The organism is Sphingomonas kyeonggiensis (assembly GCF_014196745.1).
GTDB classification, from domain to species: domain Bacteria; phylum Pseudomonadota; class Alphaproteobacteria; order Sphingomonadales; family Sphingomonadaceae; genus Sphingomonas; species Sphingomonas kyeonggiensis.
In genome coordinates this window covers 144,729-158,370 of the sequence record NZ_JACIEH010000002.1, presented here as the reverse complement: position 1 = coordinate 158,370, position 13,642 = coordinate 144,729, and the positions used below count along the sequence as shown (strand labels likewise).

Below are 13,642 nucleotides of genomic sequence, written 5' to 3'. Positions count from 1 at the left end.
CCGCTTCGCGTCGCGGTCCCCCTCCCCCAGACAAGCTGGGGGAGGAATTGGTCAGCCGCCCCGCCGGACCTTCTTCGCCAATTTCTCCGCGCCAACGCGCTGCACCAGCGCCTTCACCCCCGCGACGCCGCGGTTGAACCCGCCCAGCGCCGCCATCGTCACGCGATTGGCCAGCGAGGGCCGCAGCAGGAACAGGTCGACGCACGCCACCCCGCCGGTGGCGAACTGGCGCTTGTGCTGGCCTTCACCTTCCGTGAAGTCGAAGCGGGAGAATTTCCCCTCCTCGAACAGGTCGCGCATCGCCTCGAGCTGGAGCACCGCGCCGGGCGAGAGATCGTTGAACGCCGGGTCGTGACCGACATAGGCGTAGATCACCACGCCGCCCTCGATCACCGGGCAATAGAGATAGGCCGCCGGCTCGCCCGCGATGTAGAGCAGCCAGGCACGCACCTGGTCGGCAGCGCCCTGCGCGAGCATCGTCGCGATGAACTCGGGGCTGTCGGGCAAACCCGAGCCCAGCAGCCGCTCCTGGTACGTCCTGAGCGAGATCCGCCTGGCGACGTCGTGGAAATCCTCCAGCGCCTGTGGCCCGCGGAACGCCCGCACGTCGAGCTCGCCGCCGCTCTCGGTCGCGATCTTCTTCGCCTTGCGCTTGATCCCCTGGCGGGCATTGGACGACAGCCCGTTCCACCAGCCATCGAACCCCATACCGAAATCGGTGAAATAGCGGGTGTAGCGCTGGCGGATGAAGGGCAGCATGTCGCCCGAGGCCTTGACCAGCCCCGGCACCAGATGCTCGGGCAGCGAGGTGACGACATAGCCATGCGCCTCGCGCGGCAGCGGCGCCAGCACCGGCAACCGGTCCGCCCGCGCTTCGTCCAGCGTCAGCGGCACACGCACCAGGAAGCGCTGGACCGCCATCAACGTCCGCGCCCCGATCTCGAACTTCAGGCTGGTCGCCTTGGCGGCCGGCGCCTCGGCGGTGACGTCGCTCATCGCGTTCACGCGGCGCGCTCCTCGACCAGGTTCGACCAGAGCTGCTCGGCCTGGCGCCAGCGCGTGCGGAGCAGGCTCGGCCCGAGCGGCGCATCGTCCTGGCCCAGCGCCATCCGCGGCCGGTCTGCGAAATGTTCGGTCACCAACACCCCCCGGCGGCTGGCCAACATGCGGCACAGCGCGTGGAAGCGCCGTACGTGCACGGCGTTAGGCCGCGTCCCGGCGCGATTTGCAAGCTCGAAGCCGTGGCTGACGATCGTGACTGCGGAATGGCTGCGCACCACCGCGTGATCGAGCGCCGCGCGCATCTCCCCGGCCGAGAGCGCGCAGATCTGGAAATGGCGCAGATGCCCGGCACGATCCTCGATCAGCGTCACCGGCACCTCGATCAGCCCGCGATGCGCGATCGGCGCGATCTGGCGCGCACCCAGGTCGATCGCGCTCGGCCAGGGATGCTCGGAGCCGTTGTGGCTGGAATCATATTCGAAGCCGAGCTGCGCCAGCGCGCCCAGCGTGTCGTCGCTCGCCGAATAGGAGCCCGAGCGAAAGGCGATCGGCTCGGCCGCGCCGCAGGCGACGAGCATGTCGGAAGCACCGGAAAGCAACTCGACCTGCTCGTCGAAGCTGTAGTCGATCAGCTCGAACGCGCCATAGGTCGCGCCCTTGTCGCCGGCATGGGCGCCGGTCCAGTTCGGGTGCAGGTGCAGCTGCACCTCCTGCCCCGCCTCGAGGATCGCGCCGACCACGCGCTTGATCGGATCGAGGCCATAGACCAGCGCCGGCATCGGATCGACGAAGAAACAGGCCTTGAGCCCGTGCCTGGCCAGCTGCTCGAGCTGCCAGGCGACGCCCACATTGGCGGGCTCCAGCGAACGCTGGACGATCGTCTCGACATCGAGACCGGCGACATGGTGCCGCCACATGATCTCGGTGTCGATCGTGATGAAGACCCGGGTAGCCATTCGGCCGCTGTAACACCGGGGCGTGAAGATTTAGCCAACGCGCACGGGGATTAGGGCTTGATCCCGTACCTGGCATAATCCTCATCCACCCGCGGCCACATCAGCCGGGCCGCGGCCAGATCGGCCTCGGCGCCCTTGGTATCCCCCGTCCGCCGGCGCACCACACCACGCAGGAACAGGCTGCTGCCCTGCATCGGGGAGACTTCGAGCGCGGCATCGAGATCGGCCAGCGCCTCCTCCATCCGGCCCATGCGGAAATAGACCATGGCCCGGCTGTCGTAGATGTTGGACGGGTTCTCGGCGATCTCGATCGCGCGCGTGCAGTCCTTCAGCGCGGTGTCCAGCGCGACATTCCTGGTGCCCTTCAGCCAGCAACGCGAATTGAGCAGCGCCTCGTTGCCGGGCGTCACCCGAATCTCCTCGTCCATCAGCCTGATGCCTTCATCGACGCGCCCGGCCTCGCCAAGCAGCTCGGCCTTCTCCATGACGAAGCCCTGCTTGGCCTTGCCGCCCGCCGCGATCCGCTCGTCGATCAGCGCCAGTGCCGCCGCCTGCTCGCCCGCACGGAAGCGAAGCGAGGCGATCAGGTTGGTCGCTGCCGTCGAACCCGGATCGAGCGCCAGCGCCGCCTGGGCATCGGCGAGCGCTCCCTTGTCGTTGCCCTGCGCGGTACGCATCCGGGCGCGGCTGAGATAGAGCGCCGCAGTCGGCTCGATGGCGATCGCCTTGCCGAGATCTGCCTCGGCGCCCTTCCAATCCCAGATTCCGCCCAGGAACGAGGCACGATTGACATAGCCCAACGTCTCCTCGGGCTCGTCGGCGATCTGCTTGCCATACACGGCCAGGATCGGCGCGAAGCCATTCTTGCCGGCAGCGGCGGCGATCTTCCAGCGCGGCGGATAGTCTGCGGGCGCCAGCATCTCGAGCAGCCGGGTCTTGGCGAGCGCCATCTGCGCGCGCGCCGCGGGCACATCGGCCGGGGCGACCTCGGCGGCGTCGCCGGACATGCGATCCTCGACCAGCACTTCTCCCCCGGCGAAGGTCACCTTGCGCGTCATCGGCACGCCGGCCAGCCGCGCAGGCAGCGTCTGGTCGCCTTCCAGCGTGAAGCCGACACCCTGGCCGGGCAGGCGCACGCGCGTCCGCATCACGGCGGCGAAGGGTGCCGGGGCCGTCGTCACCGGGATATCCTTCCAGGCGGGCCGGGCCCGATCGACTTCGAACTGGCCGCTGGAAACGATTCGATCGAGCGGGATGCGGTAGCGGCGCTCCTCCAGCTTCCAGGGCGAGCTGATGATGCCGCTCGCCACGGCCGTCGCCGTCGCGGTCTCGGCATCATAGGAAAGCTTGCGATCGACGACGAGCGCATCGCCGAGCAGGCCGGAAACCATGCCCTGCCCCATCTCGTCGAGCTGTTCCTTGTTCGCCTGGCTCGACATCGCCCGTATGGTTTCGGCCATCTGCCCACGCATGATCACGGTGACGGTGACGGGCGTCGGCAGGCTCAGCCCGGCACGCTGGTCGAAATCGATGGTGGTCTCCATCATCGGGCGCGCCGGCGCGTGCATCGGCAAGGGCATCAGCCCGGCGCCGCCCGCACGCAGCGGCAGCACGGTGCGGAACGGCGGCGTGTCGTCGAGATCGGCGAGTCGCGTGCCCGATCCGGTCCCGTCGAGCCAGAGCGACTGGCCGCCGATCGTGGCGCGCACCAGCACATGATCGAACGCGCCGGCGCTGGGCAGGCGCTGGGCGACCAGGTCGCCCATGCCGGTGTTGGCAGCCACCGGCTCGGCTTCGACCCCCAGCGCATGGAGCAGCGCGAGCAGCAACAAGGTCTTGGCCTTGCAGTCGCCATAGCGGCGCGTCCAGGTATCGGCCGCCGCCTGCGGGGTGTAGTTGCCGCCGTTCATCCCTTCGAACAGATAGCGGATCTCGTCCTGGACCAGCCGCAGCGCCAGCGCGGCGCGGGTGCGCGGATCGCTCGACACCGCCTTGATCTTGTCGACCTCCCCGGCCAGCGGACTGCCCGGCGCAATCGTCCCGTCGGTGGCGTAGAGCGGCCCCAGCGCGGCGGAGACCGATTGCCAGTCGGCAAAGCTGGTCGCTTCCAGGATCTGCAGCTTCTGGAACCGCACCGGCGCATCGGTGGGGAGTTCCGCCGGCTTGGGCAGCGGCAGGGTCACTTCGAGCTCGTCAAAGCCGTTGCGCTTGCTCACCTTGGGCGTGGCGCCGTCGGCATAGCTGCGCCACCGCAGCGGCGCGGCAGAGGGCCAGGAGAGCCGCACCCGGGCAAAGCCCACGCGCGCCGGCGCGGCGATCAGGGGCACGAAGGTCTGCGCATTGCCGCCCAGCACCTTGTCCTTGCTCGTCACCGAATAGCTCAGCCGCAGCACATCGCCGACGCGCAGCCCGCGCACGGTCATGGTCGCGGTGAGCGTGCCGTTGATCTGGAGCTGCTCGAGCTGCTCCTCTCGGCGCAGCACCTCGAAACCCTGCCCGCCGACGAGCAGGTCGATATGCTCGCTACCCCGGATGATCTCGGCCTTGTGGACGATCAAGTCGCCTTCGTCGGGCTGCCAGGGCAGCTGTACCGTGCCGAGCTGCGTCAGCATCTGCGGCGAGACGATCCGCGTGGCCTGGTCGGCATAGGCCCAGACCTGGCCGGCATTCACGCGCTGCTGCACATCGTTCAGCACCAGCGCGGGATCGGCATCGGTGAGCTTGGCGGCATCGGGCAACGGGGCGGCCGCGATCCACGCCGGTGCCGGCTGGTAGAGTGGCTTGTCACCCGCATGCGCGGTCCCTGCCGCACCCAGCAACACGAACGACACCAGCCCCTTGCGCACCATTTGTTCCCCCTCGTTTCGAGGACGAATCTAACGCGCACCGGCGCGGCGGCAAGCCGGGCGCATGGATTATCTATGCAGTTTTGGTGGCTTATCGAGCGTGGAAATAATCATAGACCTGCTGCGCGACGCCGGCGCTGACGCCTGGCGCCTTTTGCAGATCCTCCAGGCTCGCCGAGCGCACCGCCCGCGCCGTGCCGAAATGCATCAGCAGCGCCTTCTTGCGTGCCGGGCCGATGCCGGGGACCTCGTCGAGCGGGCTCGCGCCGATCGCCTTGGCGCGCTTCTCGCGGTGCGCGCCGATCGCGAAGCGGTGCACCTCGTCGCGCAGCCGCTGCAGGTAGAAGAGCAAGGGCGAGTTGACCGGCAGCATCAGCTCGCGTCCGTCCATCAGGTGGAACACCTCGCGGCCCTCGCGCCCGTGATGCGGCCCCTTGGCGACGCCGACCATGCAGACATCCTCGATGCCCAGCTCCTCGAGCACCGCCTTGGCCGCATTGAGCTGCCCGCGTCCGCCGTCGAGCAGCACCAGGTCGGGCCAGGTGCCGCCCTGGCGATCCGGATCCTCCTCGACCGCGCGGGCGAAGCGGCGGGTGAGCACTTCGCGCATCATCGCATAATCGTCGCCCGGCTTGGTCTCGGCGCGCTTGATGTTGAACTTGCGATACTGGTTCTTCTGGAAGCCCTCGGGGCCCGCCACGACCATCGCACCCAGCGCATTGGTGCCCTGGATGTGCGAATTGTCGTACACCTCGATCCGCTCGGGCGGCTCGGGCAGCTCGAACAGATCGGCGACTTCGGCGAGCAGCTTGGCCTGGGTCGTACCCTCGGCCAGCCGCCGATCGAGCGCCTCGACCGCGTTACGCTTGGCCTGGTCGAGCAGCCGCCGGCGCGGCCCGCGCTGCGGCACCCCCAGCGCCACCTTGTGCCCGGCGCGTTCCCGAAGGGCTTCCGCGAGCAGGGCCGCTTCCTCCAGGTTGCGGTCGACGAAGATCGTCCGGGGCGGCGGCACTTCCTCGTAGAACTGCATCAGGAAGGCTGCGAGCACCTCGTCCTCGGACACGTCGTTGGTGTGCGCCGGGAAGAAGCTGCGATGCCCCCAATTCTGCCCGCCGCGGATGAAGAAGGCCTGGATGCCCATCACGCCGCTCTTGTTGGCGAGCGCGAAGATGTCGGCATCGCCCACGCCCTCGGCATTGATCGCCTGGCTGCCCTGGATGAAGGTCAGCGCCTTCAGCCGGTCGCGCAGGATCGCAGCCAGCTCGAAATCGAGATTCTCCGCGGCGTCCTGCATCTGCACGCCGAGCTTGGCCTGCACCTTGGTCGACTTGCCCATCAGGAAGTCGCGCGCGTCGTCGACCAGCTCCCCATAGGCCTCGGGCGCGATCCGGTCGACGCACGGCGCCGAGCAGCGGCGGATCTGGTAGAGCAGGCACGGCCGGTCGCGGGTATTGAAGAAGCTGTCGGTGCAGCTCCTGAGCAGGAACAGCTTCTGCAGCGCGTTGAGCGTCTTGCGCACCTGGCCTGCGCCGGCGAACGGGCCGAAATAATCGCCCTTCGCCTTGCGCGCGCCGCGGTGGAGCTGGATGCGCGCGAATTCGTGGTCGCGACGCAGCAGGATGAACGGGAAGCTTTTGTCGTCGCGCAGCAGCACGTTGTAGGGCGGGCGGAAGCGCTTGATCAGCTGCGCCTCGAGCAGCAGCGCCTCGGCCTCGTTGTTGGTGGTGACGATCGTCATCGACCGGGTCTGCGCCACCATCCGCTGCAGCCGCTTCGACAGGCGCATCACCTGGGTATAGTTGGTCACCCGGTTCTTCAGCGCCCGCGCCTTGCCGACATAGAGGACGTCGCCGCGCGCATCCTGCATCCGGTAGACGCCCGGGCGCGCCGGCAGGGTCTTCAGCACGTTGCGGATCGCCGCCACGCCCGCATCGAGATCGGGCGTCTCGGCACCGCGCACGGCGAAGGTGGCGGTTTCCTCGTTGAAGCGGTTGGGTGAATTGGGATCGGACATCGTCGGACGGGATTTAGGGTCCGCTTTCGTCGCGGGCAACTTGATCGGTCACATCAATGTGTCATGCTCCACCCACACACTTAGGAGAGTCGTCCCCATGAAGCTCGTCCTGTCCGCCACGCTCCTCGCGCTGGCCGCACCGCTCGCCGCCCACGCCCAGACCGTCCCTGCCCCGATCGCCACCGCGCTGGGCGATGCCGGCCGCCCCGCCGCCGACAAGGACCGCGACGCTGCGCGCCATCCGGGCGAGATCCTCGCCTTCGCCGAGGTCGCGCCGGGCGAGAAGGTCGCCGACTTCATCATGGGCGGCGGCTATTGGACGCGCATCCTCGCCGGCGTCGTCGGCCCCAAGGGCAAGGTCTATGCCTATCAGCCCGCCGAGTTCATCAAGTTCCGGGCCGCCTATGCCGATGAGCAGAAGGCCGCGGTCGAGGGCCGCGCCAATGTCGTGCCGTCGAGCGACAGCCTGCTGAGCGTCGCCTTTCCCGAGCCGCTCGACACGATCGTGACGGTGCAGAACTGGCACGACCTGCACCTCAAGGCATGGCCCGCGGGTTCGGCCAAGGCGATCGCGAAGAAGCTCTATGATTCGCTCAAGCCGGGCGGCGTGCTGCTGGTGATCGACCATGTCGCCAATGCCGATCCCGATTTCGCGCTGCCACAGACGCTCCACCGCATCGATCCCGCCGCCGCCCGAGCCGAGATCGAATCCGTCGGCTTCAAGTTCGACGGTGAACTGCCCCTGCTGCGCAACGCGGCGGACCCGCACACGGCGAACGTCTTCACCCCGGAACTGCGCGGCAAGACCGACCAGTTCATCTACCGGTTCCGCAAGCCGAAGGCCTGAAATTCCTCCTCCAGCTTGCTGGGAGAGGGGGACCGCCGGCGAAGCCGGTGGTGGAGGGGCGCGCCGGGCACCGGCGCGTTGCGCCGGCCCCTCCACCATCGCTGCGCGATGCCCCCCCCTCCCCGAGACAAGCTCGGGGAGGAATTGGAAAACTACCGCCCCGCCGCATTCTCCAGCGCGTTCGCCCGGGCCTCGATCCGCTCGATCGTCTCCTGCGTGCGCGTACCGATGTCGTTTGCCCGGCGGTGCTCCTCCACGGCGCTGTGCCACGCCACCCCGATCATGAAGACGAGCAGCAGGGCGGTGAGCGCAGTGGCGAGCTGGAGCCAGCGTTGGGTGGTCATGCCGCCACCCTAGCCCCGCCGGCCCGCCCCGGCCAGCACGACGCTTCCCACCGAAATGGAGTCATGGCAGCATGGCGCCGCATATCCTGGGGAACTGATCATGCGCATCCTGCTAGCCGTCGCAATCCTGCTGCCCTTAGCCGCCACGCCCGCCGCCGCCCAGCAATGGTACCGCGTCGGGGGCAACGACAACACGATGAGCTATGTCGACCTCGACAGCCTGCGCCCGCTGGGCGACAAGATCATCGGCGATGTCGAGAGCGTCTATGTCCGGCCGCTCGACGAAGGCATCGTCGCGGCGAAGATCCGCACCGAGTTCAACTGCGTGGACAAGAGCTTCCGCACGCTCGAATACAGCTTCTACACTGCCGGCGGGAAGCTCCTGCGCACCGAGCCGTCAGAGACGCTCAACCAGGTCAAGCGGCCCAAGCCGGACAGCATCAACGAAGCGATCATGGACTTCGCCTGCCTGCGCAAGGGCGGCACCGCGGTGGCCAATCCGATCACCGACGCGCCCGGCCAGTTCCAGACCGCCGGCTGAAATCCGAAGCGCGACACATCGGCTCCGGACACGAAAAGGGCGCGCTTCCCGGGGGAGGCGCGCCCTTTTTCTTTCGACGATCCGCCGGAGCGGAAGATCAGTTCAGCCGGCCCAGACCCGCGATCGTCGTGTCGACGAGCGCCTTGTCGGCCTCGGCACCGTGCTTCTCCGCGATGATCGCGGCTGCAGCGGCGGTGGCCGCATCGGCGGCCCTGGCACGGACCTCGGCGATCGCGGTGCGCTCCGCAGCCGAAATCTTGTCCTCGGCCATCTTGGCGCGGCGCTGGGTCAGTTCCTTGGCGTCCGCCTCGGCCTTCTTGAGCAGCGCCTTGGCTTCCGCCTCGGCATGCTCGACGATCGCGGCGGCATCCGCCGCGCTCGAGGCGTTGCGCGCCTTGGCCGCGGCCAGCTCGGCCTCCGCCTCGACCCGCAGCGCGGTTGCCTGGTCGAGCTGCTGGCGGATGGATTCGATCTTGGCATCGAGCATCTTGCCGATCATCGCCGGCACGCGCTTGTACAGGATGATGCCGAGCACGATGAGCATCGCGATGGCGACGAAGCCCGGTGCGGTGATGCCGAACGCTGCCGGCTCGTGATGCAGTTCCACGGTACCGGTCTCCGCCTTCATGCCATGGGGTTGTTCAGCCATTGGCCAGCGCCGCCTTCACTTGCTGGGCGACCGAGGCACGGTCGGCCTTCACGCCCGAGAGCTTGGCGACGATGTCCTGGACGGCATCCACCGTCTCGGCCTCGATCTCGCCCAGCGCCTGGGTCTTGGTCGCTTCGATGCGCACGGTAGCCTCGGCGATCTTCGCCTCGGACGCCGCGTCGCCCTTCTTCACTTCGGCTTCGGACTTGGCGGTCGCCTTGTCCTTGGCCTTGCTCAGCGTGCCGAGCGCCGTGGCCCGGGCTGCTTCCAGCCCGGACTCATAGGCGGCGTCGGACGCCGCGGCCGCATCTCGGGCAGCCTCAGCCGCGGCGAGATCGCCGGCGATGCGTGCGTTGCGGTCTTCGACCGTACGCTCGATCTTCGGGACCATCGCCTTGCCGATCCCGAAATAGATGAGCGCAAACACGATCGCGAGCCAGAAGAGCTGCGACGCGTAGATCTCAGGGATTTGGGATAGCTGCGGCATCTTGGCTGTCCTTGAACCTTAGCCCTTGACGACGAACAGGATCAGGATCGCGACGACGAACGCGATAAGACCCAGAAGCTCGGCACCGGCGAAGCCGATGAACAGGCGGCCCTGCTGGCCGTCAGCGGCACCCGGGTTGCGCAGCGCGCCCTCGAGGAACGAACCGAACACGTTGCCCACGCCGAGCGCGGCCAGGCCGATACCGATCGCAGCAAGGCCGGCACCGATGTACATTGCACCAACGTCAGTCATTTCTAGCTCCCTACGTAATCCAACAAATCAAACGAAACAGCGCGACTTAGTGCAGGTGCACCGCGTCGTGGAGATACAGCGAGGTCAGCAGCGCGAAGACGTACGCCTGGATCGCGCAGACCAGCAGTTCGAGCGCGCTCACGCCGATGATCATCAGCATCGAGGCGAACCACACGCCATAGCCGATGCCGCCCGCGTTGAGGCCCTGCACGGCGAAGCTGCCGAACACTTCGAGCAGGATGTGCCCTGCGGTCATCGCGACGAACAGTCGCAGGCCCAGCGAGAACGGACGCACCATGAACGAGATGAACTCGACCGGGATGATGACCGGCATCAGCCACAGCGGCGCGCCGTGCGGCACGAACAGGCCGAAGAACTTGAAGCCGTGCTTCCACAGGCCGACGGCAAGCACGATGCCGAAGGAGAAGAACGCCAGCACCGCGGTCACGGTGATGTGGCTGGTCACCGCGAAGGTGTGCAGCCCCGGCACCACCGCCAGCGGCAGGATGCCGACCAGGTTGGCGAACAGGATGAAGAAGAACAGCGAGAAGATGTACGGGGCGAACTTCTTGCCGCCCTTGCCAATGCTTGTGCTCACCATCGAATCGATGAAGCCCACCGCGCCTTCGGCCATCAGCTGCCACTTGCCCGGCACCAGCGCACGCTTCATGCCACCCAGCATGAACACGAACAGCAGCGCCGCCACGACGAACATGAACAGGGCCGAGTTGGTGAACGAGAGATCGTAGCCAAGCAGATCGAACTTGATCAGCTTGCCGACCTCGAACTGCTCCATCGGATTGATTGCTGCGCCGGCGCTCACTCTGCCCGCTCCTTCGAAATCTTGTAGATGCTGCGGAAGGCCGCCACGAACGACAGCAGGACGAAGCCGAGCAGGAACCACGGCGTGGTGCCCATCCAGCGATCCAGTGCGAAACCGAGAACGCCGCCGCCCAGCGGCATGCCGATGAGATCCATCAGCACGCGCGAGCCCTGCTTGTAGCCCTTGGCGTCGGCCGGCGCCTTGATGACCTGCCCGGTGCGCGCAGCCTCGGCCGCCTTCGCATCGGCGATGCGGCGGTCAAGGTCGCTGGGAGCACGGTCTTGGGTCAAGGCGGTCAAGGCGATCCAGATATGAAAAAAGCCGCCGAACGTGCCGGCGACATTTGAGCATCGCCAGCTGTACGGCTGCGTTGCTCGGGCGCTTTAGGAAGCACTGCCGGGCGAGTCAACTCTAACACATTTCCAACCCGTTTCGGAGAAGTCCTCGCCTTGAATAACTCCGGGTTTGCAGGAACAACGCGGCGATGCCAGAGCCCTCCGACAATAGCGGCCACCGCGCGCGCCTGCGCCGCCGCCTGTTCGAGGGCGGGCCCGATGCGCTGCTCGATCACGAACTGATCGAATACCTCCTCGCACTGGCGATTCCCCGTCAGGACACCAAGCCCCTGGCCAGGGCGTTGCTCCACGAATTCGGCGGCATCGCCGGCGTTCTGACCGCGGATGCTGAAGCGCTCGCCCGGGTGAAGGGCATGGGCGAGACTAGCGTCGCGGCCTTGAAGGCCAGTCATGCCGCCGCACTCCGCCTGCTGCGGGCCGAAGTCGCCGAGCGCCCGGTGCTCGCCAACTGGCAGGCGCTGCTCGACTATCTGCGCGCCGACATGGCCCATCACGCGATCGAGCGCTTCCGCGTGCTCCACCTCAATTCGAAGAACATGTTGATCCGCGACGAGCTGATGGGCGAAGGCACGATCGACGAGGCCGCGGTCTATGTTCGCGAAGTGATCCGCCGGGCGATCGACCTCGGCTCGGCGGCGCTGATCCTGGTGCACAACCACCCCTCCGGAGACCCTTCCCCCAGCCGCGCCGACATCGAGATCACCCGCCAGATCATCGCGGCGGGCAAGGGCATGGGAATCGCGGTGCACGACCACATCATCATGGGCCGCGAAGGACACGCCTCGCTGCGGGGACAGGGGCTGATCTAGAAGCCCGGCGGCGGCAAGTGTGTCATTGCAGTGCAACACCTGGCATTATAGCTTCGGCCGATGATCCGCCTGCTCCCCGCCCTCGCCTTCCTGCTCGGCGCCGCGCCAGCCGCCGAACTCCCCCGGTTCACGATCGAGCGCCCCGCGACGCTCGGCGGCCGCCCGGTCGGCGGGCAACTGCCGATCGTCCACGCCACCGTCGCCGGCCGTCCGGGCACCTTCCTGTTCGATACCGGCGCCGGGCTCACGGTACTAGCGCCCCGCTTCGCCGACGCGGTGGGCCTTGCCCGGGGCGCCGCGGTCACCGGACGCGACAGCGCAGGCAAGGCAGTCGCCGGCCGCACGCTCGAGCAGGCCGATGTCACGATCGGCACCGTACGGCGCCGGTTCGAGCGACTGCTGGTGATGCAAATCGGCATGCTCGATGCGCTGGGCATCGACGGGATCATCAGCCCGCAATCCTTCGCCGATCCCGATTGCCTGCGGATCGATTTCGGGAAGGGCGTCGCAACCCTGGCTCCGCCGGCCGATCCTGCCTGCACGCTCGACGGCATCGCGGCCCCGATGGGCGCCGGCCATCGTCCCCATGCACGGATTTCCGCCCCCGACGGCACCCAGGCCGATTTCCTCCTCGACAGCGGCGCCTGGCGGACGAGCGTACCCGCCGGGTTCGCCCCCGACGCGCCGGTCATCGGCCAGGAAGCGCATGGCGGTGTCGCGGGAATTGCGGACAGCGCCGAGCTGGTCGGCCCCCTGGCCCTGACGATGAGCGGCAAAGGGCTGCGCGTGCAGAGCGCCCGCCGTACGGGCGCGGGCCGCGAGGCGCTGCTCGGCTTCGACCTGCTATCGCATGCGGTGCTCCTGATCCGCCCGGGCAAGGACGCGCTGCTCTCGCTGCCACCCCAGCCCTGACAAACCAAACGGCCGCCGGAGGCAAGTCCGGCGACCGTTCGGGAGTAGCGCCATGCGTATCCGGCGCGACGAAACTCTATTTTAGCCTGGCTGCTTCGGCGTCAGGAACACCGTCAGCTCCTGCTTGTTCACCGCCGCATTCTTGTCGGTATCGGCATTGGTGAAGGCCTGGCTGGCCCAGGTCGTGGCCTCGGCCGAACCCGGCTGGAAGCCCGGCTCGGCGGCCTTGCGCAGCGAGCCCATCCAGTCGGCGAACTCGGTCTTGCTCAGCTTGCCGTCGGCATCCTTGTCATAGCCGCTAAAGTCACGGCCCACCGCCTGGGCGACCTGCTCCTGCGAAGTCGCGGGCGCAGCGGCCGGCGCGGCGCTGGCGGTCTCGGCCGCAGGCTGCGCACCAGGCTGCTCAGTCGGCGCCGCCGAAGCCGTGGCAGCGGGCGAAGCCTCGGCCGGCGTCGCCGGCTGAGTCGGCTGCGGAGTTGCCTGGGCAGTCGTCGCCGCACCCTGCGGCTCTTCCTGCACGCCCGGCGCCTTGTCGTCGGTCGCCGGCGTAGCGGCCTGATCCTGTGCCGGCGCGGCCTGGGCAGGCTGGCTATTGTCCGGCTTCGGCGCTTCCTGCGCAAAGGCCGGGATGGCGAACATCATAGAAGTGGCAAGAAGCATGGGCTTCAACATCAGCAATCTCCTTGTTGTACTTCAGACCTTATTTCTTGAGGCCCGAGTTATTATCTTCAAATACATTCAGGCAACCAACCGATGATCGTGCATTGATGTTCCACGGTTTTCCGGAACAAGCCTCAACCCATC

The 13,642-nt window shown here is 67.6% G+C and carries 15 protein-coding genes; 4 read left to right on the top strand and 11 right to left on the bottom strand.

The window, feature by feature from the left end; translation table 11 throughout:
- Nucleotides 1-51 precede the first annotated feature (51 nt).
- The 4 genes from GGR46_RS09790 to uvrC all read right to left on the bottom strand — a co-directional run bounded on the left by GGR46_RS09790 (nucleotide 52) and on the right by uvrC (nucleotide 6,818).
- Complete coding sequence (locus tag GGR46_RS09790) at nucleotides 52-996, bottom strand: GNAT family N-acetyltransferase (protein ID WP_183998761.1); 945 nt, start codon at nucleotides 994-996, stop codon at nucleotides 52-54.
- Nucleotides 997-1,001: 5 nt separating this feature from the next.
- A complete protein-coding gene (locus GGR46_RS09785) occupies nucleotides 1,002-1,958 on the bottom strand; it encodes a polysaccharide deacetylase family protein (protein ID WP_183997189.1) in 957 nt (318 codons plus the stop codon).
- A 50-nt stretch (nucleotides 1,959-2,008) separates the two neighbouring features.
- Nucleotides 2,009-4,807 carry a DUF3857 domain-containing protein gene (locus tag GGR46_RS09780; protein WP_183997187.1) on the bottom strand — a complete coding sequence of 933 codons (2,799 nt, stop codon included), beginning with the start codon at nucleotides 4,805-4,807 and terminating at the stop codon, nucleotides 2,009-2,011.
- Between the two features lie 88 nt (nucleotides 4,808-4,895).
- The gene (gene uvrC / locus GGR46_RS09775) at nucleotides 4,896-6,818 is read right to left on the bottom strand and encodes an excinuclease ABC subunit UvrC (protein WP_183997185.1); all 1,923 of its coding nucleotides are present in this window, start codon (nucleotides 6,816-6,818) and stop codon (nucleotides 4,896-4,898) included.
- Between the two features lie 97 nt (nucleotides 6,819-6,915).
- On the opposite strand from uvrC, the gene GGR46_RS09770 reads away from it, so the two are divergent.
- Nucleotides 6,916-7,665 carry a class I SAM-dependent methyltransferase gene (locus GGR46_RS09770; RefSeq protein ID WP_183997183.1) on the top strand — a complete coding sequence of 250 codons (750 nt, stop codon included), beginning with the start codon at nucleotides 6,916-6,918 and terminating at the stop codon, nucleotides 7,663-7,665.
- 152 nt (nucleotides 7,666-7,817) lie between these two features.
- Here the strand turns inward: GGR46_RS09770 and GGR46_RS09765 are convergent, their stop codons facing one another.
- Nucleotides 7,818-8,009: a hypothetical protein gene (locus GGR46_RS09765; protein WP_183997181.1), complete on the bottom strand. Its 192-nt coding sequence runs from the start codon at nucleotides 8,007-8,009 to the stop codon at nucleotides 7,818-7,820.
- A gap of 100 nt (nucleotides 8,010-8,109) precedes the next feature.
- On the opposite strand from GGR46_RS09765, the gene GGR46_RS09760 reads away from it, so the two are divergent.
- On the top strand, nucleotides 8,110-8,550 hold the full coding sequence (locus GGR46_RS09760) for a surface-adhesin E family protein (RefSeq protein WP_183997179.1): 441 nt from the start codon (nucleotides 8,110-8,112) through the stop codon (nucleotides 8,548-8,550).
- A gap of 97 nt (nucleotides 8,551-8,647) precedes the next feature.
- Here GGR46_RS09760 and GGR46_RS09755 read toward each other — a convergent pair whose 3' ends face one another.
- The 5 genes from GGR46_RS09755 to GGR46_RS09735 all read right to left on the bottom strand — a co-directional run bounded on the left by GGR46_RS09755 (nucleotide 8,648) and on the right by GGR46_RS09735 (nucleotide 11,051).
- Nucleotides 8,648-9,199, bottom strand: coding sequence for a F0F1 ATP synthase subunit B family protein (locus GGR46_RS09755; RefSeq protein ID WP_183997177.1), 552 nt, complete (start codon nucleotides 9,197-9,199; stop codon nucleotides 8,648-8,650).
- The gene (locus tag GGR46_RS09750) at nucleotides 9,192-9,686 is read right to left on the bottom strand and encodes a F0F1 ATP synthase subunit B family protein (protein WP_183997175.1); all 495 of its coding nucleotides are present in this window, start codon (nucleotides 9,684-9,686) and stop codon (nucleotides 9,192-9,194) included. The genes GGR46_RS09755 and GGR46_RS09750 overlap by 8 nt, the downstream gene beginning before the upstream one ends.
- Nucleotides 9,687-9,704: 18 nt before the next feature.
- On the bottom strand, nucleotides 9,705-9,920 hold the full coding sequence (locus GGR46_RS09745) for a F0F1 ATP synthase subunit C (RefSeq protein ID WP_086130767.1): 216 nt from the start codon (nucleotides 9,918-9,920) through the stop codon (nucleotides 9,705-9,707).
- Between the two features lie 64 nt (nucleotides 9,921-9,984).
- Nucleotides 9,985-10,761: a F0F1 ATP synthase subunit A gene (locus tag GGR46_RS09740; protein ID WP_183997173.1), complete on the bottom strand. Its 777-nt coding sequence runs from the start codon at nucleotides 10,759-10,761 to the stop codon at nucleotides 9,985-9,987.
- Nucleotides 10,758-11,051 (bottom strand): AtpZ/AtpI family protein, encoded by a 294-nt coding sequence (locus tag GGR46_RS09735; RefSeq protein WP_183997171.1) that lies wholly within the window; start codon nucleotides 11,049-11,051, stop codon nucleotides 10,758-10,760. Before GGR46_RS09735 ends, GGR46_RS09740 begins: the two co-directional genes overlap by 4 nt.
- 194 nt (nucleotides 11,052-11,245) lie before the next feature.
- Here GGR46_RS09735 and radC point away from each other — a divergent pair, with 194 nt between their 5' ends.
- Entirely contained in the window at nucleotides 11,246-11,926 is a 681-nt protein-coding gene (gene radC / locus GGR46_RS09730; RefSeq protein ID WP_183997169.1) for a RadC family protein, read from the top strand.
- Nucleotides 11,927-11,986: 60 nt separating this feature from the next.
- Complete coding sequence (locus tag GGR46_RS09725; protein ID WP_183997167.1) at nucleotides 11,987-12,838, top strand: retropepsin-like aspartic protease; 852 nt, start codon at nucleotides 11,987-11,989, stop codon at nucleotides 12,836-12,838.
- Between the two features lie 81 nt (nucleotides 12,839-12,919).
- Here GGR46_RS09725 and GGR46_RS09720 read toward each other — a convergent pair whose 3' ends face one another.
- Nucleotides 12,920-13,480: an EF-hand domain-containing protein gene (locus GGR46_RS09720; RefSeq protein WP_183997165.1), complete on the bottom strand. Its 561-nt coding sequence runs from the start codon at nucleotides 13,478-13,480 to the stop codon at nucleotides 12,920-12,922.
- Between the last annotated feature and the right edge of the window lie 162 nt (nucleotides 13,481-13,642).